We start from the raw sequence: 20,751 nt of genomic DNA, 5'->3' as shown, positions 1-20,751 counted from the left end.
TGCCTCCGCGGCGGCCAGGCGCTTCAACTCAGGGCCGACGACAACTGGAAGACCGGCAGGTACAGGGCGATGAGCAGCGCCGCGATGACGACACCCATCACCACGAGGAGGACCGGCTCGATCAGGAGCAGGAACCGGCTGAGTTTCGTCTCGATGTCCTCGTCGTAGAAGTCGGCGATGGCGTTGAGCATGTCCTGCAGCGCGCCCGTGGCCTCTCCGACCTCGACCATCTTCACTGAGACGTCGGGGAACTCTCCCTTGGCGGCCATGGCCGCCGACAGGGGCTGCCCCTCGCGGACCTGCCGGGTGATGTCGGCCATCTGGGCCGCGATGTGCCGATTCGACACCGAGCGGCTGGCCACGTCGAGCGCGGTCACGAGCGGGATGCCGCCGCCGAGCAGCGTGCCGAGCGTGCGGGCCAGCTGCGAGGTCGAGAACTGCCGGGCAATCATCCCGAGCCCCGGCAGGCGCAGGATCAGGCGATCGAGCCGCTGCCGGTGCGCGGGCTGCCGCAGCGCCCAGCGCGCCCCGAACACCAGGCCCACGAGTCCCAGCAGCAGCCAGACGATCTGGCTGCGGATGGCATCGGACACCGCGACGATCGCCCGGGTCGCCAGCGGGAGTTCGGCATCGAAGCCCTTGTAGAACTCGTTGAACTCCGGCACGACCCGCACCACGATGATGGCGACCACGGCCAGCGACAGCAGCGTCAGGACGGCCGGATAGACCAGGGCCGAGACGACCCGGCGCTGCACCCCGCTGATCACCTGCACGTAGGCCACGTAGCGCCGCAGGACCTGCTCGAGGCTGCCACTGCGCTCCCCGGCCATCAGCGACGCGGTGTAGATGGGCGTCACGTGGCGCGGATGGGCCTCGAACGCGTCCGACAGCGCCGTGCCCGACCGCACCTTCTCGTAGACGTCGTCCAGCAACCCCTTGAAGACGGGGTTGGGGACGTTGCGCCGGAGGATCTCCAGCGATTGCACCAGCGGCATGCCGGCCTTGAGGAGCGTCGCGAGTTCCTGGTTGAAGACGAGAAACTCGTGCTGCTTGATGCGCCCACCGCGCGACCGCGTCAGACCACCGAGCCCGCCCCGCGCGGCCCGGACGTCGAGGACGTACAGCCCCTTGTCCTCGAGTTCACGTCTGAGGGCGGCCTCGCTCTCGGCGGCATAGGTGCCTTCGGAGACCTGCCCTGTCGCGGTGGCGAGCCGACACCGGAACTCCATGAGTCAGGAGACCCCTGCCAGGCTGAGCACCTGCCGCACGTAGGCCTGCGTCTCGCGGAACGGCGGCACGCCACCGAAACGCTGCACGGCCCCTGCGCCGGCGTTGTAGGCCGCGACCGCGAGGCGCACATCGAATCGGTCCAGCAGCGTGCGCAGATGGCGCACGCCCGCGTCGATGTTGGCGGCCGGATCGTAGGGGTTGCGGACCTGGAGGTCGCGAGCGGTGGCGGGCATCAATTGCATCAGGCCCATGGCGCCCTTCCTCGACCGGGCGCGCGCCTGGAAGCGTGATTCCACTGTGATCACCGCATGCACCAGTCGCGGATCGACCTTGTGTCGCGAGGCCGCCGCTTCGATCATCGGCAGGTAGGGGCGGCTGTCGGCGCCGGCGATCTCGGCCAGGGTCAGGGGCCGCGCCGCCGGTGGGCGCGCGAGGGCCACGGGGTCGAGGTCGTCAGGATCGGGATACGGCACCTCGTCCGGGAGCACGTCCCGGATGAGCGCGACGTTGCACTCGAGGTCGCCGCCGCCTCGCAACGCGAGCACGGCCGTCTCGCCATCGATCCGCACGCTGCGCACGGACACGGTGCGACCCGACGTCAGGGTCACGAGTTCGGCCGCCACGCGCGACGGCACCAGGAGCGTCAGCCCCAGCAGTACCACGGCAGCGAATGGACGGAGAAGCACGGACGCCAGTGTAGCAGGGGGCAACGATGCCCTGTGCGGGGAGGGCCCGCTCTCCGAGCGGGCCGTCGGCGCAAGGCGTGGGTGAGGCGACGGCCGGCTCGGAGAGCCGGCCCTACCCCGCCACGCCTACTTCGGCTCGATGAAGGCGTGGAAGACGCGAATCCCGAGTTCGCGCGGGTCGGTCGACTGGGCGGCCGGCGTCTGCGCCGGCACGAACGCCTGGTTCACCTCGATGGTGAGGTCGACGTTCTCCGCGTCCCCGAACTGGGCGGCCGTGATGGCAATCCGGCGGATGACTTCCTCGTTGAGCACCAGCGGATAGGTATCGAGCACCTGGTCGCCGATGCGCACGGTGACGGTCTGCCCGGGCACGAGGTCGGGCCGGCCGTCGAAGTGCAGGAAGAAGGTGGCGTCGCGGCGCGGATTGCGGAGCGCGAGCGTGGCCGTCTTCCTGGTCCACTGCCATTCGACCTGCGCGTTCTCGGCAGCGACCTCGGCGTTGTGCCAGCCGTCCTTGAACTGGACGAAGACGTTGTCGGAGGCCGGCAGCAGTTCGATCGTGCCCGCCTTGTAGGCCCGCTGCCCGTCGTTCTCGCCGCCGAGCGGCAGGCGCGCGCCGGTTTCCGGGTCGTACAAGCCGACGCGGACCGTCGTCTGTCCCATGTAGGGGTACTGCGGCACGAACATGGTCCGCGAGTACTCCACGCGCTGCCCCGGCTTCCACGCCTTCGTCGGGGTGGGCGGGAAGTGGTCGTCGGTCCACATCAGCTGGTCGTCCGAGTCCAGGAAGTGGACCAGTACGCGGTATTCCTTGTCGAAGGCCGGCGCATTGGCCGCCACGACGAAGCGATAGGTCAGATCCAGCGGGCTCCCGAGCGGCGCCTTCGCCCGACTGGACGAGAACGTCGCGGTCGCGACGGGCGGCTGATCGTCGACCTTCTTCTTGCATCCGCCCACGGCCGACAGGGCCAGGGCCACGACAACACAGGCGGCAATGGGTTTCACGCCGGAAGACTCCTCGAAGCAAAGGGGTGGCCGCGACCGGACGTCGCAGCAAAACACGCTAGGGTAAACCGTTGCGGCTCGGGGAGCAACATGCTAGAGTCCGCACGATTTCATGGGAGACGCCCTCGGACTCATCGAAACCCGTGGCCTCATCGGCGCCATCGAAGCAGCAGACGCGATGGTGAAGGCCGCGAACGTCCAGTTGATCGCCAAGGAATACATCGGGGCCGGGTACGTCACGGTGATGGCCCGCGGTGATGTCGGCGCCATCAAGGCCGCCACCGACGCCGGCGCCGCCGCCGCCCGCCGGGTCGGCGAACTCATCTCGGTGCACGTCATCCCCCGCCCGCACGCCGAAGTCGAACGGATTCTCCCGAAGCCCGGCCCCGTTCAGGCCGGCAAGTAGCGCTTTCCGGCTCCGCGCGCCCCGCCTCGTCCGGCGGACCGCGCCTGCTCCTGTCGCATGGCCGACGCTCCAGCTGCCAAGCCGTCCTCCGACCGGGACCTCGCCTCCATCGCCGAGGCCCGTCGCCTCGCGCGCGCGGCTCGCGTCGCCCAGGCTCAGCTCGCCGAGCTTCCCCAGGACCGCATCGACGCCATCGTCGACGCCATGGCCGCGGCCGTGACGCCGCAGGTCGAGGCCTTGGCGCGGATGGCCGTGGACGAGACCGGCTTTGGCGTCTACGCCGACAAGATCACGAAGAACCGCTTCGCCGCCGAGCGGGTGTACGAGTTCATCCGGCCGATGCGGACCGTGGGCGTGCTCCGCCGCGACGAGGCCAGGAAGATCATCGAGATCGCCGAGCCGTTCGGCGTCGTGGCGGCGATCGTGCCGTCCACCAACCCGACCTCCACGGCGATCTACAAGATCCTGATTGCGCTCAAGGCCCGCTGCGCGATCGTCATCAGCCCCCACCCGTCGGCCGCCGGTTGCATCAGTCGCACGGCCGAGATCATGGCCGCCGCCGCGGCCCAGGCCGGCGCCCCCGCGGGCGTGATCGGCTGGATGACCACCGTCACGCTCGAGGGCACGCAGGAACTGATGCGGCAGCGCGAGGTGGCGGTCATCCTCGCCACCGGCGGCCTCGGCCTGGTGCGCGCCGCCTACTCGGCCGGCAAGCCCGCCTACGGCGTCGGCCCGGGCAATGCGCCCTGCTATGTGCACCAGACGGCCGACGTCGCCAAGGCCGCGCGCGACATCCTGCTCGGCAAGTCGTTCGACAACGGTCTGCTCTGCTCGTCGCCGAACTCGATCGTGGCTGACCGCGCCATCGACGGCGCCCTCAGGGCGGCGCTGACCGCCAACGGCGGCCACTTCCTCTCTTCCGCCGACGCGCAGGCGCTGGCCGCGGTCCTGGTGACGCCGCAGCGCCTGCCCAACCCCACACTGGTGGGCAAGACCGCCCTCGAGATTGCGCGCATCGTCGGCCTGTCGGTGCCGCCGGGGACTCGGGCCCTGATTGCCGAACTCTCGGGCGTCGGCCGCGAGCATCCCCTGTCCATCGAGAAGCTCTGCCCGGTGCTGTCCTACTTCGTCGTCGACGACTGGCGGGCCGGATGCGAGCGCTGCAAGGAGATTCTCCGTTACGGCGGCATGGGTCACACGATGTCGGTGCACGCCACCGACGACCAGGTCATCCTCGAGTTCGGCCTGCACAAGCCGGCGTTTCGCATCGTGGTCAACACGCCGACCACGCATGGGTCGGTCGGCCTGACGACCGGGCTCGATCCGGCCCTGACGCTCGGCTGCGGCGGCTACGGCGGCAACATCACGTCCGACAACATCTCGCCGATGCACCTGCTCAACATCAAGCGGGTGGCCTATGAACTGCGGCCGGCCTCGGCGCCAGCGGCCCCGTCGCCCGTGCAGGGATCTCCCATGTCCGACACCGGCTCCAGTCTCAGGCCCGCCGTCCCCGAACGCGTCCGAACCCTCGACGCCGCCACGCTGTCCAGCCGCATCGACGGCTTCCTGGCGAGTCGGGGGATCATGACGGACACGGCGGTCGTGGTGGGTAGGGACGGCTCTCCGAGCCGTCGGTCGTCGTCTCCCGCTGACGGCCCGCTCGGAGAGCGGGCCCTACCCGCGCCGCCGCCTGGCCCTCCTCCGCCGCTCGAGGTGGAGAACACTGGCCCGGCGGTCGATTTCGTGTGTGAAGACGATGTGCGGCAGGCCCTCAAGGCGGGGCGGCGCATCCGTCTGGCTCCCCGCGCCATCGTGACGCCCGCCGCCCGCGAACTGGGCGACACGCATGCCGTCTTCGTCGGCGACCCGAGCGGCCAGGACGTGACTCGGCTGTCTTGACCCGGCTCCCCGCGGGGTGCTACCTTCCGCGGGTCCGCCGAACGGCTGGATTTCAGTCCAAGTATTTGGATCCTGTCCGGTCAATCCGGACCCCAACTTCGTTCGCAGGTTTCGGCCTGCAGGGAACACCTGACCGGCTCTGCCCTCCCGGCACGAGCCACCCGCCGGTCAGCTGCACATCGGGTGCGGCCGGTCTGGCAGGGGAGCGCCCAGATGCGACGAACGTTCGGGCTGCCTGTTGCAGTCCTCCTCTTGACGGCGGCATGCAGCCGCCACCCCGCCCCGCAGGTTGCGGTGGTGCCGACCCCTGCCGCGCCCACCGCGGCGGCCGTCGTCGCGCCCACGCCCGCGGTGCTGGTCGACCCGACCGCGACGTTGATCGCGGAAGCGGATCGGCTCTTCACGCTTGGTGAGACCGAGTTGTCGCTCGGCCACCTCGAACAGGCCCGCGTCGCCTTCGACAAGGCCGTCGACGTCCTGCTGGATGCGCCGCAGGGCGCCCGCGTGGACCCGAGGCTCCGCACGCACTTCGACCGTCTCGTCGACCGCATCGCGGCGCACGAGACCCTCGCCCTCCAGAAGGGCGACGGCTTCACCGAGAAGCCCTCCGAGCCGGCCGCCATCGATCAGTTGCTGGAGGTGGCCACCTTTGCCCCGACCGCGCCTGCTGGGCGCGCCGTCGAGCAGACGGTGCAGTTCGATCTCGCCCAGACGTCGCACGACATCCCGATTCCGCTCAACGACCGCGTCCTGCACTACGTGGAGCTGTTCCAGGGCCGTCTGCGCGAGTTCCTGGCGGGCGGTCTGCAGCGAGGCGGCAAGTACCTGCCGATGGTCCAGAGCGTCTTCCGCGCCGAAGGCGTGCCGCTGGATCTCGCGTACGTCCCGCTCATCGAGAGCGCGTTCAAGCCGACGGCACTGTCGCGCGCCAGCGCCCGCGGCATGTGGCAGTTCATGCGCGGCACGGCCGGGGACTTCGGCCTGAAGCAGGACTGGTACATCGACGAGCGCGCGGATCCCGAGAAGGCCACCCGCGCGGCGGCCCGCTACTTCAAGCAGCTCTACGGCATGTTCTCCGACTGGCATCTGGCCATGGCCTCCTACAACGGTGGGCCCGGGCGGGTGCAGCGGGCCATGAAGGCGGCGCGCGTCGAGGACTTCTGGGAGCTCACGGCCAACGACCGCTACCTGCCGCGTGAGACCCGCGAGTACGTCCCGATGATTCTCGCGGCCGTGATCATCGCCAAGAACCCCACGCAGTACGGCTTCGAGCCGACGCCCATCGAGACCCTGGCCTACGACAAGGTGCAGGTCGGCAACGCGGTGGACCTCCGGCGCGTGGCCGAGTGGACCGGCGCCTCGATCGACGAGATTCAGGCGCTCAATCCGGAGCTGCGTCGATGGACGACGCCGCTGCGGTTTGCCAACTACGAAGTGAAGGTCCCTGCCGGGACCGGGCCGATCCTGTCGACCAAACTGGCCGCGGCCGGGCCGAGCGAACTCTCCGCGCTGAAGTTCCACACCGTCCGTCGTCGGGAATCGCTGGCCTCCATCGCCCGCACCCTCGGCGTGGCGCGCTCCGACCTCGCGGAAGCCAACGGCATCTCCCAGCGCGCGTCGGTCCGCGCCGGCCAGAAGCTGCTCATTCCTCGCGCGCCGTCGGCGCCCTTGCTCGCCAGTGCCCCACGCACGGCCCCGCCGACCCGGCAGGCCGAGTCGGCGGTCGCGAGCCGCGCCACAGCCACGTCCGATGACGATGACGCGCGGGTGACGACCCATCGGGTGAAGCGCGGTGAGACGCTCTACGGCATCGCCAATGCGTATGACGTGAGCGTGGCCGAGCTGCGCACCTGGAACCGCATGAAGGACACGCGGCTGGACGTGGGCGACCGGCTCACCATTCGCGTGGCCCGGTCGCGCAGCGCTCAGTAGTCGTCGCCGCACCCGTCGTCACCACAGAGGCGCCCGCTCGGGCGCCTTTGTCGTTTCTGCGGATCGCGATTCCCGCATCCTGCCGGCCGCGACCGCGTGGCAGTTTCTGCATGCCGATCAGGCTCGGCGCGCAAGGGACGGCTGTTTCTGGCGCGATTCCGGCTGACCGGCAACCGCCCCGCTCCTTGCAGGAGGGACGGCGTGCTTGCCTCGACGTTCACTGCAGCGCTGGTGGGGGTGTCGGCCGAACTCGTCCACGTCGAGGCCGATGTCAGCCACGGCCTCCCGGGGTTCACCATCGTCGGTCTGCCCGACGCCAGCGTGCGTGAGAGCCGCGACCGGGTCCGCAGCGCCATCCGCAGCGTGGGCCTCGACTTCCCTCCGCATCGGATCACCGTCAATCTCTCGCCGGCCGACCTGCGGAAAGCCGGGAGCAGTTTCGACCTGCCCATCGCCGTGGCGGTCCTCGCGGCCTCCGGGCAGCTGTCGCCAGCGCTGACGGCCCGCGCGGTCGTGCTCGGCGAACTGGCGCTGGACGGGCGGGCGCTGCCCTGTCGAGGGGTCCTGCCAGCCACACTGGCCTCCAGGGCCGCCGACATGGACCTCGTCGTCGTGCCGCGTGGCAACGTCCCCGAGGCCAGGCTGGTGCCCGGCGTGGACGTGCGTGGCGCCAGTACGTTGACCGAGGCCCTCCGTGCGCTGCAGGACGGCAGCGAGCCGCCGCCGCTCCCCGCGGCGGCGATCCCCAGGGTCGCCCAAGTCGATGCGCCCGACGTCGCCGACGTCCAGGGGCAGGCGCTCGCGAGACGTGCGCTCGAGATCGCGGCCGCGGGGCATCACAACCTGCTCTTCACCGGCCCCCCGGGGGCCGGCAAGTCGATGCTGGCGCGTCGCCTGCCGGGCCTGCTCCCGCCGTGGACCTTCGAGGAGGCGCTGGAGGCGACGGCCGTGCACTCCGCGGCCGGCCTCGTGCCTCCCGAGGGCGGCCTGCTTCCCCTGCGGCCATTCCGGGCGCCGCATCACACCGTGTCGACGGCAGCGCTGGTTGGCGGAGGCTCGCAGCCGCGGCCCGGCGAGATCAGCCTCGCCCACCATGGCGTGTTGCTCCTCGACGAACTGCCCGAGTTCGAACGTCGCACGCTGGACGTCCTGCGCCAGCCGCTGGAGGACGGGGTCGTCCATCTGGCGCGGGCCACCCGCAGCGTGACCTTTCCCGCGGGATTCCTCCTCGTGGCCGCCATGAACCCGTGCCCCTGCGGCTACCGCGGCCATCCGCGGCGGGCCTGTCGGTGCCGACCGGGAGACGCCGAGCGCTACGCCTCCCGTGTGTCAGGGCCACTGCTGGATCGCATCGACCTCGTGGTGCAGGTGCCGCCCGTGGAGGTGGAGGCCCTGACCGGGCCGAGGGTGACCGCCGAGGGGTCCGAGGCCATTCGCGCGCGAGTAATCGCGGCGAGGCACCAGCAGGCGGGAAGGCAGGGCCGAGTCAACAGTCGCCTGGTGGGCGCGCCGCTCGATGCCCTTCGCAGGGATCCCCGCGTCAGCGGGCTCCTCGCGCAGGCGATGACTCGTCTCGATCTGAGTGCACGCGCCGCAGATCGACTGCTCCGCGTCGCACGCACCATCGCCGATCTGGGCGGATCCACGGGCGTGGAGCGGTCGCATCTGGCTGAAGCGCTGCAGTTCCGGCCGTGCTAGACTGCGCCTTGCCTCGGGAGCCCTCGCCCCCGAGGCACTCCCAATATCCATCTCGCCAGGCGGGAGCACCGGTCCCGGTCGCGGTTCATTCGCGCACCAGGCCCAGGAGAGTGCATGCGTTCCACGCGTTACAGCGTCATCATCGCGAATCGCCGGACCGGAGTGGTCCGCCGCTTCACCCTCTCGCTCCGATCGCTGGCGGTCGTGGCCCTGGTGGTGTGTACGATTCCGGTGTTGATGGCGCTTGGCGCGGCGCGCAAGGCGGCCTGGCAGCGGGCGGCGCTCGAAGCCGAACTGGTGGCGCTGCGCGACGAGAACGGCACCATCCGGGCGGCCACCGGCGCGTTGACATCCCAGATCTCGTCGCTCCAGACGGTCGTCGAGGATCTGTCGCAGTTGTCGCCGAGCGCCGACGAGCGCACCGCGATGGCGCGCCTGCCCCGTGCCGTCCAGCAGCAGGCCCTGGGCGGGCTCTCCCCCGCCGCCGCCCGTCAGGCCCTTGCCGGCCCGACGATGCCGCCGGACCCCATGGGTGTCGTGCGGCAGATGCTGTCCGTGCTCGAGACGCGACTCGAAACGGCGCGTCCGCGCCTCGAGCGGCGTGCCGCACTGGCCCGCGCCACGCCGGCCATCTGGCCAGCCCTCGGCGCCCTGAGTTCGGGCTTTGGCGCCCGGCGCGACCCGTTCACGGCGGCGGCCAGCATGCATCCGGGGCTCGACCTCGATGTCGACCTCGGCGCGCCGGTGCACGTGACGGCCGACGGCGTCATCAAGGACGCCCGGTACCACCCCGAGTATGGCAACCTCGTCATCGTGTCGCACGGCTTCGGCATCGAGACGCGGTACGCCCATCTGTCGCGCCACGCCGTGCGTCCCGGCCTCTCGGTCACCCGCGGGCAGATCGTCGGGTACGCCGGCTCGACCGGTCGCTCCACGGGCACCCATCTCCATTACGAGGTGTGGATCGACGGCCGCGCCGTCAATCCGTTGCAGTACCTCGTCGCGCGAGACGCGTCGTCGTAGCTCGTTCCGCCGTCCCGGCGGCCCCTGAACGTCCGCCGTCGCCGAGCGATGCAGGCGCGGGCAGGGTTGCCTCGTTCGGTCCCCTTCCCTACAATCGAAGGATCGCGGTGCCCGCTTCCGGGTCCGCCCTCTGGTAGTCACCCTTTGGTTCTCGACACCCTTCTCTCCAAGGTCATCGGCACGCAGAACGAACGCGAGCTGAAGCGGATCCAGCCGCTCGTCGCTCGCATCAACGGGCTCGAGCCATCCATGCAGCAGCTGAGCGACGCCCAGTTGCGCGGCAAGACTGCCGAGTTCAGGGAGCGTTTCGCCAAGGGGGAGACGCTCGACGATCTGCTGCCCGAGGCCTTCGCCGTGGTCCGCGAGGCCGGTCGCCGCGTGGTGCACATGCGCCACTACGACGTCCAGTTGATCGGCGGCGTCGTGCTGCACCGCGGCCGCATCGCCGAGATGAAGACCGGCGAGGGCAAGACCCTGGTCGCCACCTTGCCGGCCTACCTCAATGCGCTGGCCGGTCGAGGCGTGCACGTCGTGACGGTGAACGACTACCTCGCGCGGCGCGACTCGGAGTGGATGGGGCGCATCTACCGCTTCCTCGACATGAGCGTCGGCGTCATCCAGCACGACCTGCGCGACGAGGAACGGCAGCGCCAGTACGGCGCCGACATCACGTACGGCACCAACAACGAGTTCGGCTTCGACTACCTGCGCGACAACATGAAGTTCGACCTGTCGCAGATGGTGCTGCAGCGGGGCCACTTCTTCGCCATCGTCGACGAAGTCGACAGCATCCTCATCGACGAGGCGCGGACGCCGCTGATCATCTCCGGCCCGGCCGAGGAGTCGACCGACCTCTACTACGAGGTGGATCGCATCATCCCGCGCCTCAAGCCGGGCGCGGTGATTCAGGGCCAGGTCAAGGCCGAGGAGCGCGAGGCGCTCGAGGCGACGGGCGACTACATCGTCGACGAGAAGCACAAGACCGCGAGCCTCACCGAAGGCGGCATGGCGCACGCCGAACAACTGCTGGCGCATCGCCTGCAGCCGGGCGGGTTGTACGACCCGGCCAACATGCCCCTGCTCCACCATGTGCAGCAGGGCCTGCGCGCCCACACGCTCTTCCGTCGCGACGTCGAGTACATCGTCAACGAGGAGGGGCAGGTCGTCATCATCGACGAGCACACCGGTCGCATCATGCCGGGGCGTCGCTGGAGTGACGGGCTGCACCAGGCGGTCGAGGCCAAGGAAGGCGTCAAGATCGAGCGTGAGAACCAGACGCTCGCCACCATCACCTTCCAGAACTTCTTCCGGAAGTACGACAAGCTCTCGGGCATGACGGGCACGGCCGACACCGAGGCCGAAGAGTTCAACAAGATCTACAAGCTCGATGTCATCCAGGTGCCGACCAACCGGCCCCTCATCCGCATCGAGGAACCCGACACCGTCTTCCGCACGCAGCGCGAGAAGTACGATGCCATCGTCGACGACATCGCGACGCGCCAGGCCGAGGGCCGGCCGGTACTGGTCGGCACCGTGTCGGTCGAGAAGTCCGAACTGCTGTCGACCATGCTGAAGCGCAAGGGCGTCAAGCACGTCGTGCTCAACGCCAAGTACCACGCGCAGGAAGCCGAGATCGTCGCGCAGGCGGGCCGCCTCGGCAAGGTCACCGTCGCCACGAACATGGCCGGCCGCGGCACGGACATCCTCCTCGGCGGCAACGCCGAGTACATGGCGCGGCAGCAGTGCCTCGCCGAGGAGGTCGCGGAGAAGGTGCCCCGCGGCCAGGAAAAGTACGTCGACGACGAGGAGTTCGTCTACTTCCGTCATCTCGACACCTTCTATCGCGTGCCCACCCCGACGTGGGAGCACATCTTCCGGAGCTTCGACGACGAGTGTCGCGCGGAGCACGACAAGGTCGTCTCCCTCGGGGGGCTGCACATCGTCGGCACCGAGCGCCACGAGTCGCGGCGCATCGACAACCAGCTGCGCGGTCGTGCCGGCCGTCAGGGCGATCCGGGGTCGTCGCGCTTCTACCTGTCGCTCGAAGACGACCTGATGCGCATCTTCGGGTCGGCCAACATCTCGGGGTTGATGCAGCGCCTCGGGATGGAAGAGGGCGTGCCGATCGAGAGCAAGATGGTCACCAAGGCCATCCAGCGCGCGCAGAAGCAGGTCGAGGCGCAGAACTTCGGCATCCGCAAGCACCTGCTCGAGTACGACGACGTGATGAACAAGCAGCGCGAGAGCGTGTACGCGCTGCGCCTGCAGTTGCTCCAGGGGCGCATCCGCCTCGAGGATGGCGACGTCGACTCGCGCGAGTACCTGCTGGTGCTCGCCGACGAAGTGCTGTCGAACCTCGTGCAGGAGTACGCCGGCAACAAGGACAATCCCGAGCAGTGGGACCTCGGCCAGTTGCGCGAGGAAGCCATCCGCGTGTTCGACCTCGACGAGGCCATCATCCGCGACCTGCCGCTCGAGGAGATGAACGCCGAGCAGATTCACGACGAGCTGTGGGCCGAAGTCGAGGAGCAGTACGTCGAGAAGGAAGCGGCCGTCGGCCGCGACCTGCTGCAGTTGCCCGAGGAGGTCATCCCCCAGATCGCCGGGCCGACGTTCTTCGAGCAGATGACGGCGGCCGAGGGTGACGCCCGGCTCGGCGTCGCTGGGCGCGCAGTGCTCGCGCCGATCGAGCGCAACCTCGCCCTGCAGGTCGTCGACGGTCAGTGGAAGGATCACCTCTACAGCCTCGACCACCTCAAGGAAGGCATCGGGCTGCGCGGCTACGGTCAGCGGGATCCGCTGGTCGAGTACAAGAAGGAGAGCTACGCACTCTTCGCCGCGATGAAGCAGCGCGTGGACGAAGAGACCGTGCGCTACCTGTGGCGCCTGCGACCGATGTTCAACCGGTCCGAGCCGCAGGGGCCGGACCTCGAGGCCTCCGAGCAGGTCGACGTGGCACCGGCGGCCCCGGCGGCGGCACCCGCGGTGCGCAAGGCGGCCGTGCCGGAGATCTTCTCGCAGCCCAAGCGCGTGCAGGAGAACCGTCCGGCGCCGCCTGCGGCCGGCACAGGTGGCGGCATCTTCGGTGCGCCCACGACCGCGGCGGGCGCGGCGCCCAGGCCGGCGCGGGTCGGTGGCGACGACGTGCACCGCCCGGTGCGTCGCGACGTCCCGAAGGTCGGCCGCAACGACGATTGCCCGTGCGGCAGCGGCAAGAAGTACAAGAAGTGCCACGGAGCGGGTCTATGACGACGACGGACACTCCCCTTGCGGCGCTCTCGCCGGCCGAACAGGTCGAGCGCGGGCTGCAGACGGCCCTCACCTTCGACGACATCCTGCTCGTGCCGCAGCGCTCCGAGCCTCTGCCGAGCCAGGTGGACATCTCGTCGCGGTTCACGCGCAACATCCGCCTGAACGTCCCGCTGGCCAGCGCCGCCATGGACACCGTGACCGAGTCCGGCCTGGCCATCGCGATGGCGCAGCAGGGTGGCATCGGCATCGTCCACAAGAACCTGCCGATCGAGGACCAGGCCAACGAGGTCGACCGGGTCAAGCGGTCCGAGAGCGGCATGATCGTCAATCCGATCACGCTGTCGCCGACGCACTCGATCGCCGAGGCGCACCAGTTGATGCGCCAGTACCGCATCTCCGGCGTGCCGATCACCGAGGACGGCAGCAAGGAAGGCCGCCTCGTCGGCATTCTCACCAACCGCGACCTCCGCTTCGAGACCCGCCTCGAGCGGCCGATCGCGGAGATCATGACGCGTGAGAACCTGATTACGGTTCCGGTGGGCACGACGCTCGACCAGGCGCAGGACATCCTGCACACCCACAAGGTCGAGAAGCTGCTCGTCGTCGATCACGAGTACCGGCTCAAGGGGCTGATCACCGTCAAGGACATCCAGAAGGCCATCAAGTACCCGATGGCGTGCAAGGACGACCTCGGACGCCTCCGCGTCGGCGCCGCCGTGGGCATCGCCAAGGACACCATCGAACGCGCCGAGGCGCTCGTCGCCGCCCATGTCGATGTGCTGGTCATCGACACCGCGCACGGCCACTCGGTCGGCGTCATGGAGATGGTGCGTCGTCTGCGCAGCAAGTTCCCCTCCGTGGACCTGGTGGCGGGCAACGTGGCGACGGGTGCGGCCACCGAGGACCTGATCCGGATTGGCGTCGACGCCGTCAAGGTCGGCATCGGCGCGGGATCGATCTGCACCACCCGCGTCATCGCCGGCATCGGCGTGCCGATGGTGTCGGCGATTGCCGAGTGCGCGCGAGCCGCCAGGCCGTTCGACGTCCCGGTGATCGCCGATGGCGGCATCCGCTACTCGGGCGACATCACCAAGGCGATCGCCGTCGGCGGCAGCACCGTGATGATCGGCAGCCTGTTTGCGGGGACCGACGAGAGCCCGGGCGAGGTCATCCTCTACCAGGGCCGGTCGTTCAAGGAATACCGCGGCATGGGCTCGATCGGCGCCATGCGCAAGGGCTCCCGCGACCGCTACTTCCAGGACGAGTTCGAGCTCAACGTCGTCACCGGCGAGGGCACCGACAAGCTCGTGCCCGAGGGCATCGAAGGTCGCGTGGCGCACAAGGGATCGGTCGCGGCGATGGTCCACCAGCTGGTCGGCGGCCTGCGCGCCGGCATGGGCTACTGTGGCTGCCGCAACATCGAGTCCCTGCAGACCGACGCCCAGCTCATTCGCATCACCCCCGCGGGACAGCGCGAGAGTCACGTCCACGACGTGATCATCACGAAGGAATCGCCGAACTACCGCATCGAGCGGTAGGCGTCGCCCCCGGCCACCCGTCCGTCCCACCTGGCGCGTGGCGTTCGTCGCAGCGCGGGCCAAACTCGCGGCGACGCGTCGCCGTCGGCCTCGCGACATTTCGCCGTAGAATGCGCGACATGTCCCGTCGCCTGTTTCCCTCCCTCTGCCTCACGCTGCTGGCCCTCGGCGTCGCGGTCTCCGCGACCCAGCCGTCGGCCCCGCGTCAACTTCGCATCATCGCCTTCGGCGCGCATCCCGACGATGCCGAACTGAAGGCGGCCGGCGTCGCCTCGCTGTGGGCGGCCGCCGGTCACAAGGTCAAGTTCGTCGCCGCCACCAACGGCGACATCGGGCACTTCAGTCAGGCCGGCGGCCCCCTCGCCATCCGTCGCACCAAGGAAGTGCAGGAGTGCGCCCGGATCATGGGCATCACCACCGACGTCCTCGACATCCATGATGGCGAACTCGAGCCCAGCCTCGAGTACCGTCGGATGTTCGCCCGCAAGATCCGCGACTGGCAGGCCGACATCGTCATGGGCCACCGCCCCTACGACTACCATCCCGATCACCGCTACGTCGGCGTGCTGCTCAACGACACCGCTGTCGTCGTCGGCGCCGCGTTCTTCGTGCCCGACACGCCGCCCACGCAGGGCAACCCCATCTACCTGAACTACTCGGACAACTTCATCGACCCGAAGCCGTTCGAGCCCAGCGTCGTGGTGGACATCGATGCCGCCGCCGACAAGAAGTGGGCCTGCGTCACCGCCATGTCGTCGCAGTTCGGTGACGCCGATTCCTGGCAGGGACGCACCCGCCCCGACGTGCCGAAGGATGATGCCAAGCGGCCGGCCTACCTGCTCGAACTCGCCAAGCAGCGGACGGCGGCGGTGGCGGACCAGTACCGCGCCCAGTTGATCGCCCGCTACGGGCAGGAGCGTGGCTCGAAGGTCAAGTACGCCGAAGCCTTCCAGCTGAATCAGTACGGGCGGCAGGTCAAGATGGACGCCCTGAGCGAGATGTTCCCGAAGTAGAGGAGACGTCGGATCAGGACGGAGGACCGAGGAGTGAGGACGGAGGTAGGACGGAGGTCAGAGGACGAAGGTCGTCCTCACCTCCGCCACCTGCGTTCGTCTTTCCCCTTCAGTCCCTCGGCCCTACCTCACTCCTCCGTCCTCTCTCCTCCGTCCTCTCTCCTCCGTCCTCTCTCCTCCGTCCTGTCTTCTCCGTTCTGTCCGGGGTCCCCATGCGTAACCGTACTCTTCCCAGTGTCGCCCTCTGTCTCCTTGCGCTCGGGGTCGCTGCGTCTGCGACGCAGGCGCCCGCGGCTCGTCAACTCCGCGTCATCGTGTTCGGGGCACACCCCGATGATGCCGAGCTGCAGGCCGCCGGCGTCGCCACCATGTGGGCGGCGCAGGGCCACAAGGTGAAGTTCGTCTCCGCCACCAACGGCGACATCGGGCACTTCAGCCAGGCCGGCGGGCCTCTCGCCATCCGACGCACGGCCGAGGTCAAGGAGTGCGCGCGCATCCTCGGCATCACCACCGACGTGCTCGACATCCACGACGGCGAGCTCGTGCCGAACCTCGAGACGCGCCGCACCTTCGCGCGCAAGATCCGGGACTGGCAGGCCGACATCGTCATCGGCCATCGCCCGTACGACTACCACCCCGATCACCGCAACGTCGGGGTCCTGCTCAACGACACGGCGGTGGTCGTGGGTGCGGCGTTCTTCGTGCCCGATACGCCGCCGACCAACGGCAATCCGATCTACCTGAACTCGGCCGACGGCTTCACCGACCCGACGCCGTTCCGTCCCGACGTGGTCGTGGACATCGATGCCGTGGCCGACAAGAAGTTCCAGTGCATCGCCGCCATGCCGTCGCAGTTCGCCGATGCCGACTCGTGGCAGGGCCGCACGCTGCCGAACATGCCGAAGGACGAGGCGGGCCGCAAGGCCTACATCATGGAGACGGTGAAGGGGTGGCTGGCCTCGGCGGCCGACGAGTTCCGTCCGCAGCTGATCGCCAGGTACGGGCAGGAGCGCGGCTCGAAGGTGAAGTACGCCGAGGCGTTCCAGATCAATCAGTACGGCCGTCAGGTGAAGGCCGAGGCGCTCGGCGCGATGTTCCCGCGCTAGCGGCGGGTCCGCGGTCGTCAGGCAGGGATCCGGGCCCCACACGACGCCCTGACGACCAGCGTGCACTGGACGAAGATGTCGCGTGCGGGCCGTTCCGGATGCGCGCGACGCTCCAGCATGGCGGCGACGGCCGCCTGGCCGATCTGCTGGACCGGCTGCCGAATCGTGGTCAAGGGCACCGGCAACCACCCCGCATACTCGACGTCGTCCACGCCCGCGAGGCGGATGTCCTCGGGGATGCGGCGTCCCAGGGCCAGCAGCGCGTGCATCAACTGCGCGGCGCCACGGTCATGGGCGCAGACGACGGCGTCGGGCGCCCAGGCGTCCAGATAGGCCGAGAGCGCGGCTCGGTCGGCCGGTGAGGGCACGGGCGCCTGGACCAGCGCAGCATCGGCGCCCAGGACGTCGATGGCCTCACGGTAGCCCGCCTTGCGCGCCGTGATGGTGGACGCGGCACTGGCCGCCCCGAGAAACGCCACCCGCCGTGCCCCGACCGACACCAGATGCTCGGTGATGGCAAAACCCACCCGCCGGTTGTCGATGCCGACGAGGTCGTACGGACCGCGCTTCGGGTAGGGGTACACCGATCGGTCGAGCAGGACGACGGGGATGCGGGCCTCGTCGAGGGCCGTGACGATGCGGATGTTGGTGTCGTCGCCGGCCGCCAACCCCTCGAGCGGCGCGAAGAAGACGCCGTCGACGCGACGCGCCACGTACTGCTGGACGCGCGCCCAGGCGGCCGCCGAGCGCCCCGTCCCGGCCGATTCCCCGCCGCCCCACAGGAAGGCGTGGGGCTGGGCGTCGGGGGCCGACAGCAGTCCCTGCACCAGCGGTTCGAAGATCTCGATGTCGGGCAGATCCGGTACGAGGACACCGAACGTGCACTCGCTGGCCCTGGCCACCGCCGGCGCGCGGACGAACGTGCCCGCCCCCACGCGCCGCTCGACCAGCCCCTGCTGCTGCAGATCCCGCACCGCACGCCCGACGGTGATGCGCGAACTCCCGAAGCGCTCGACGAGGTCGGCTTCGCTGGGGACCCGATCACCGGCGGCCAGGCGGCCAGACTCGATGTCACGGCGAAGCGCATCGAAGACCACCTGATACTTCGGGACGGCGAGCGCCGTGCGTTGCATGGCGCAAATGTTATGACAACTTGGCGACTCCGTTCAAGACGGTACTCTGAATATGGATGAGCTCTGAACGTGAGCTGACGTGGAATCAGAGCGCTCGTTCACACAAAAGTTACTGGTCAGACCACATTCGAGTTGCTATGCTGACTTTGCGGGTGGTCTTCGGACACCCCAGGGAGTGATATGACAACCATGATGGAACCGGTGCATTTCGTGGTGGCGAGCGACTTCGACCAGACCCTGAGCTTCAACGACTCTGGCGTGGTCCTGAGCCAACTGATCGGCGCCTCGGGTTTCGAAGAGAAGGTGGCGGGCCTGGCTCGCAGCAACCTCGTCCACCAGGGCGGCGAGCTCGCCTACCTGCTCCGCCACGACCCCGAGTTCAGGGCCGTGCGGCGTGAGCACCTGGTCGAGGCGGGGCGCCGCGTACGCCTCAAGCAGGACATCCCGCACCTGGTCGACGTCCTCCAGAAGGGCATCCCGGGCTGTCGCTTCTCGTTCTTCGTCATCTCGGCGGCGCCTCGCGAGGTGATCTGCGCTGCGCTCGAGGGCGTGGTGCCCGAGGATCACATCTTCGGCACGGAGCTGGAGTTCGACGCGGTCAGCGGCGAGGTCACGGCGGTGACGCACGTGCCCGCGGGCTACGGCAAGGTGGCGGTGCTGGAGAATCTGGAGGCGCGCGTCGGCAGCCGTCCGGAGCACACCATCTACGTGGGCGACGGCAGCTCGGACGTCCACGTCATGCTGCACGTCAACAACCGCGACGGGTTCACCATCGCCGTCTCGGAGAACCGTCACCTGGCACGCATCGCGCGCCGCACCATGCTCAGTGACAGTGCGCTCAGCGTGATGGTGCCCATCCTGGCGCACGTGGCCGGCTGGAGTTCCACGCGCATCCGTGAACTCTTCGCGACCTACGGGCTCACGCTGCAGGACTGGGAACGGGCGCGCACCGACAAGGTGACCCTGGGTGAGATGCCGGCGTTGCTGCGGGCGGAGTCGGCATGACGCTCGCCGATTCCATCGGGTGGACGGCCACGGCCGTCTTCACCGCCTCGTATCTCACGAAGGAGCACGCCACCCTGCGGCGCGTGCAGATGGCCGGGGCCTCGCTCTGGCTGACGTACGGGCTCGTCATGCAGGCGCCACCGGTCATCGGGTCCAACATCCTCGTGCTGACGGCCGCCTGTTGGGCCGAGTACCGCCACCGCCGGTCGATGCGTCGCGCGACGCCAGCCGTCTCGGCGTCGGCCGTTCCGGCGGGACGCCGGGCCGAAGCGGCCTGACGCCGGGGCGCCCGCTCACGCCGCCGGCGTCGCGTCGATCGTGATCGTGCGCGCGGTGTCGTCGTCGATGACGATGCGGATCGCGACGGCGCCGGGCACCGGTCGCGCCAGGCGTTCGGGCCACTCGATGGCCAACACGCCGTCCTCGGCGACCTCATCCAGGCCCAGGTCGTCGAGGCTGACCCCTTCGGGCAGGCGATACAGGTCGGCATGGTACAGAGGTAACCGTCCCCCTCTGTACTCCTGCACCAGCGTGAACGTCGGGCTGCTCACCGCATCCTCGGCGATGCCGAGCCCCTCGGCCAGGCCGCGGACGAAGGCGGTCTTGCCCGCGCCGAGGTCGCCGAGCAGCAACAGCACCGCGCCCGGCCTCAGCGTCGTCGCGAGGGTGCGGGCGGTCGCCCGTGTCTCTGCCTCGGAGGTCGTGTGCTGCCGACTCACTCGTCTCCGTCCGACGATGCCGGGGTGCGTTCCGCGGACAGTTCCAGCACCGCATCACCGAGGTAGGTCAGCAGATCGGAGGCGGTCAACGCCACCTCGCCCAGATCGGCCATGGCCAGGTCACCGGCGTGGCCGTGCAGGTAGACGCCGAGGCGTGCCGCCCCTTCGGCGTCGAGCAACTGACCGAACCAGCCGGCGATGACGCCCGTCAGCACGTCGCCGGTCCCACCCGTCGCCATCCCGGGGTTGCCGGTCATGTTGATCGCGACCGTGCCCTCCGGCGCCGCGATCAGCGTGCGGTGCCCCTTCAACACGACGTGCAACTGGTGCTGCTCGGCAAAGGTCCGGGCCGCCGCCACCCGGTCCTTCTGCACCTGCTCGGTCGACAGGCCCATCAACCGCCCCATCTCTCCCGGGTGTGGCGTGATGATGATGTCGTGGCCATCGCGGCCGGTGAGGCGCGCGGCATGCTCGCCCGCGAACGCGTTGAGCCCATCGGCGTCGAGCACGATCGGCACGCCCGCGCGCGCCACCACGCCCTGCACGAACGCGCGCACCTCGTCCCCGGTGCCGAGTCCCGGCCCCAGCGCGATCACGTCGGTCGCCACCTCGAGCACCCGGTCGACGGCCGCGGCCGTCACCTGGCCCGACGCATCCTCGGGCAGCCCGATCGTCATGTACTCGGGCGCCATGGCCGCGAGAATCGGTTGCACCGATCGCGGGGTGGCCACCGTGACGAGTCCGGCCCCCGATCGCAGGGCGGCCATCGCGGCGAGATGGGCCGCGCCGCTCTTGCCCATCGACCCGGCGACAATCAGCACCCGCCCGAACTCGCCCTTGTGAGCATCCGGGTCGCGCGGTTCGAGCACCGTCCGCATCACGTCGCGGGTGATGACCTCGGTGTACGGACCGTCGAGGCGCTCGATGATCACTTCGGGGATGCCGATGTCGGCGATGACGAGATCTCCGCACACCCGTCGCGCCGGCGGCAGGATGTGGCAGATCTTCGGCGCGGCCAGCGACACCGTGACCGTGGCGCGCACGGCCTCCCCCGGCACGTCGTGCGTGTCGGCCAGCAACCCGCTCGGCAGATCGACGGCGACCAC

At 69.4% G+C, this 20,751-nt stretch carries 17 protein-coding genes; 11 read left to right on the top strand and 6 right to left on the bottom strand.

All coding sequences use genetic code 11. The features are described 5' to 3' along the window. Positions 1–23: 23 nt before the first annotated feature. The 3 genes from Q0C41_RS17430 to Q0C41_RS17420 form a co-directional block, all read right to left on the bottom strand. Positions 24–1,229, bottom strand: a complete 1,206-nt coding sequence (locus tag Q0C41_RS17430; RefSeq protein ID WP_291985726.1) for a type II secretion system F family protein — start codon at positions 1,227–1,229, stop codon at positions 24–26. A gap of 3 nt (positions 1,230–1,232) precedes the next feature. Further along, entirely contained in the window at positions 1,233–1,916 is a 684-nt protein-coding gene (locus Q0C41_RS17425; RefSeq protein ID WP_291985724.1) for a lytic transglycosylase domain-containing protein, read from the bottom strand. 126 nt (positions 1,917–2,042) lie between these two features. Next, positions 2,043–2,921, bottom strand: a complete 879-nt coding sequence (locus tag Q0C41_RS17420; RefSeq protein WP_291985723.1) for a hypothetical protein — start codon at positions 2,919–2,921, stop codon at positions 2,043–2,045. 112 nt (positions 2,922–3,033) lie between these two features. On the opposite strand from Q0C41_RS17420, the gene Q0C41_RS17415 reads away from it, so the two are divergent. The 9 genes from Q0C41_RS17415 (at position 3,034) to Q0C41_RS17375 (ending at position 16,788) form a co-directional block, all read left to right on the top strand. Further along, the gene (locus Q0C41_RS17415; RefSeq protein WP_291985721.1) at positions 3,034–3,327 is read left to right on the top strand and encodes a BMC domain-containing protein; all 294 of its coding nucleotides are present in this window, start codon (positions 3,034–3,036) and stop codon (positions 3,325–3,327) included. 57 nt (positions 3,328–3,384) lie between these two features. Next, positions 3,385–5,226 carry an aldehyde dehydrogenase family protein gene (locus Q0C41_RS17410; protein WP_291985719.1) on the top strand — a complete coding sequence of 614 codons (1,842 nt, stop codon included), beginning with the start codon at positions 3,385–3,387 and terminating at the stop codon, positions 5,224–5,226. 297 nt (positions 5,227–5,523) lie between these two features. Beyond that, a complete protein-coding gene (locus Q0C41_RS17405; protein ID WP_291985717.1) occupies positions 5,524–7,158 on the top strand; it encodes a lytic transglycosylase domain-containing protein in 1,635 nt (544 codons plus the stop codon). Between the two features lie 201 nt (positions 7,159–7,359). Next, positions 7,360–8,856 carry a YifB family Mg chelatase-like AAA ATPase gene (locus Q0C41_RS17400; RefSeq protein WP_291985714.1) on the top strand — a complete coding sequence of 499 codons (1,497 nt, stop codon included), beginning with the start codon at positions 7,360–7,362 and terminating at the stop codon, positions 8,854–8,856. Positions 8,857–8,970: 114 nt separating this feature from the next. Beyond that, positions 8,971–9,879, top strand: coding sequence for a M23 family metallopeptidase (locus Q0C41_RS17395; RefSeq protein ID WP_291985713.1), 909 nt, complete (start codon positions 8,971–8,973; stop codon positions 9,877–9,879). Positions 9,880–10,023: 144 nt separating this feature from the next. After that, positions 10,024–13,128, top strand: a complete 3,105-nt coding sequence (secA, locus tag Q0C41_RS17390) for a preprotein translocase subunit SecA (protein ID WP_291985711.1) — start codon at positions 10,024–10,026, stop codon at positions 13,126–13,128. Continuing rightward, entirely contained in the window at positions 13,125–14,669 is a 1,545-nt protein-coding gene (gene guaB, locus Q0C41_RS17385) for an IMP dehydrogenase (protein WP_291985709.1), read from the top strand. Before secA ends, guaB begins: the two co-directional genes overlap by 4 nt. Positions 14,670–14,788: 119 nt before the next feature. Then, a complete protein-coding gene (locus Q0C41_RS17380) occupies positions 14,789–15,682 on the top strand; it encodes a PIG-L family deacetylase (RefSeq protein ID WP_291985707.1) in 894 nt (297 codons plus the stop codon). A gap of 212 nt (positions 15,683–15,894) precedes the next feature. Continuing rightward, entirely contained in the window at positions 15,895–16,788 is an 894-nt protein-coding gene (locus tag Q0C41_RS17375; RefSeq protein WP_291985705.1) for a PIG-L family deacetylase, read from the top strand. Between the two features lie 17 nt (positions 16,789–16,805). Here Q0C41_RS17375 and Q0C41_RS17370 read toward each other — a convergent pair whose 3' ends face one another. Next, the gene (locus tag Q0C41_RS17370; protein ID WP_291985703.1) at positions 16,806–17,921 is read right to left on the bottom strand and encodes a GntR family transcriptional regulator; all 1,116 of its coding nucleotides are present in this window, start codon (positions 17,919–17,921) and stop codon (positions 16,806–16,808) included. Positions 17,922–18,101: 180 nt separating this feature from the next. Here Q0C41_RS17370 and Q0C41_RS17365 point away from each other — a divergent pair, with 180 nt between their 5' ends. Both Q0C41_RS17365 and Q0C41_RS17360 read left to right on the top strand, forming a co-directional pair. Next, positions 18,102–18,926, top strand: a complete 825-nt coding sequence (locus Q0C41_RS17365) for an HAD-IB family phosphatase (protein ID WP_291985701.1) — start codon at positions 18,102–18,104, stop codon at positions 18,924–18,926. Further along, the gene (locus tag Q0C41_RS17360; protein ID WP_291985699.1) at positions 18,923–19,204 is read left to right on the top strand and encodes a hypothetical protein; all 282 of its coding nucleotides are present in this window, start codon (positions 18,923–18,925) and stop codon (positions 19,202–19,204) included. The genes Q0C41_RS17365 and Q0C41_RS17360 overlap by 4 nt, the downstream gene beginning before the upstream one ends. Before the next feature lie 15 nt (positions 19,205–19,219). On the opposite strand, the gene tsaE is transcribed toward Q0C41_RS17360, so the two are convergent. Next, the gene (tsaE, locus tag Q0C41_RS17355) at positions 19,220–19,645 is read right to left on the bottom strand and encodes a tRNA (adenosine(37)-N6)-threonylcarbamoyltransferase complex ATPase subunit type 1 TsaE (protein WP_291985697.1); all 426 of its coding nucleotides are present in this window, start codon (positions 19,643–19,645) and stop codon (positions 19,220–19,222) included. After that, positions 19,642–20,751 (bottom strand): NAD(P)H-hydrate dehydratase (locus tag Q0C41_RS17350; protein ID WP_291985695.1); only part of this gene is annotated, 1,110 nt, incomplete at its 5' end. The genes tsaE and Q0C41_RS17350, both read right to left, overlap by 4 nt.

It is taken from the genome of Luteitalea sp. (genome assembly GCF_022842525.1).
Taxonomy (GTDB): Bacteria; Acidobacteriota; Vicinamibacteria; order Vicinamibacterales; family Vicinamibacteraceae; genus Luteitalea.
The sequence above is the reverse complement of the archived record's forward strand: the minus strand, read 5'-3'. Positions and strand labels throughout refer to the sequence as shown.

Coding starts and splice junctions, on each gene's coding strand:
- guaB (WP_291985709.1), top strand. CDS start 13,125: ATGACGACGACGGACACTCCCCTTGCGGCGCTCTCGCCGGCCGAACAG.
- Q0C41_RS17360 (WP_291985699.1), top strand. CDS start 18,923: ATGACGCTCGCCGATTCCATCGGGTGGACGGCCACGGCCGTCTTCACC.
- Q0C41_RS17415 (WP_291985721.1), top strand. CDS start 3,034: ATGGGAGACGCCCTCGGACTCATCGAAACCCGTGGCCTCATCGGCGCC.
- Q0C41_RS17380 (WP_291985707.1), top strand. CDS start 14,789: ATGTCCCGTCGCCTGTTTCCCTCCCTCTGCCTCACGCTGCTGGCCCTC.
- Q0C41_RS17430 (WP_291985726.1), bottom strand. CDS start 1,229: ATGGAGTTCCGGTGTCGGCTCGCCACCGCGACAGGGCAGGTCTCCGAA.
- Q0C41_RS17370 (WP_291985703.1), bottom strand. CDS start 17,921: ATGCAACGCACGGCGCTCGCCGTCCCGAAGTATCAGGTGGTCTTCGAT.
- Q0C41_RS17410 (WP_291985719.1), top strand. CDS start 3,385: ATGGCCGACGCTCCAGCTGCCAAGCCGTCCTCCGACCGGGACCTCGCC.
- Q0C41_RS17375 (WP_291985705.1), top strand. CDS start 15,895: ATGCGTAACCGTACTCTTCCCAGTGTCGCCCTCTGTCTCCTTGCGCTC.
- Q0C41_RS17395 (WP_291985713.1), top strand. CDS start 8,971: ATGCGTTCCACGCGTTACAGCGTCATCATCGCGAATCGCCGGACCGGA.
- Q0C41_RS17365 (WP_291985701.1), top strand. CDS start 18,102: ATGACAACCATGATGGAACCGGTGCATTTCGTGGTGGCGAGCGACTTC.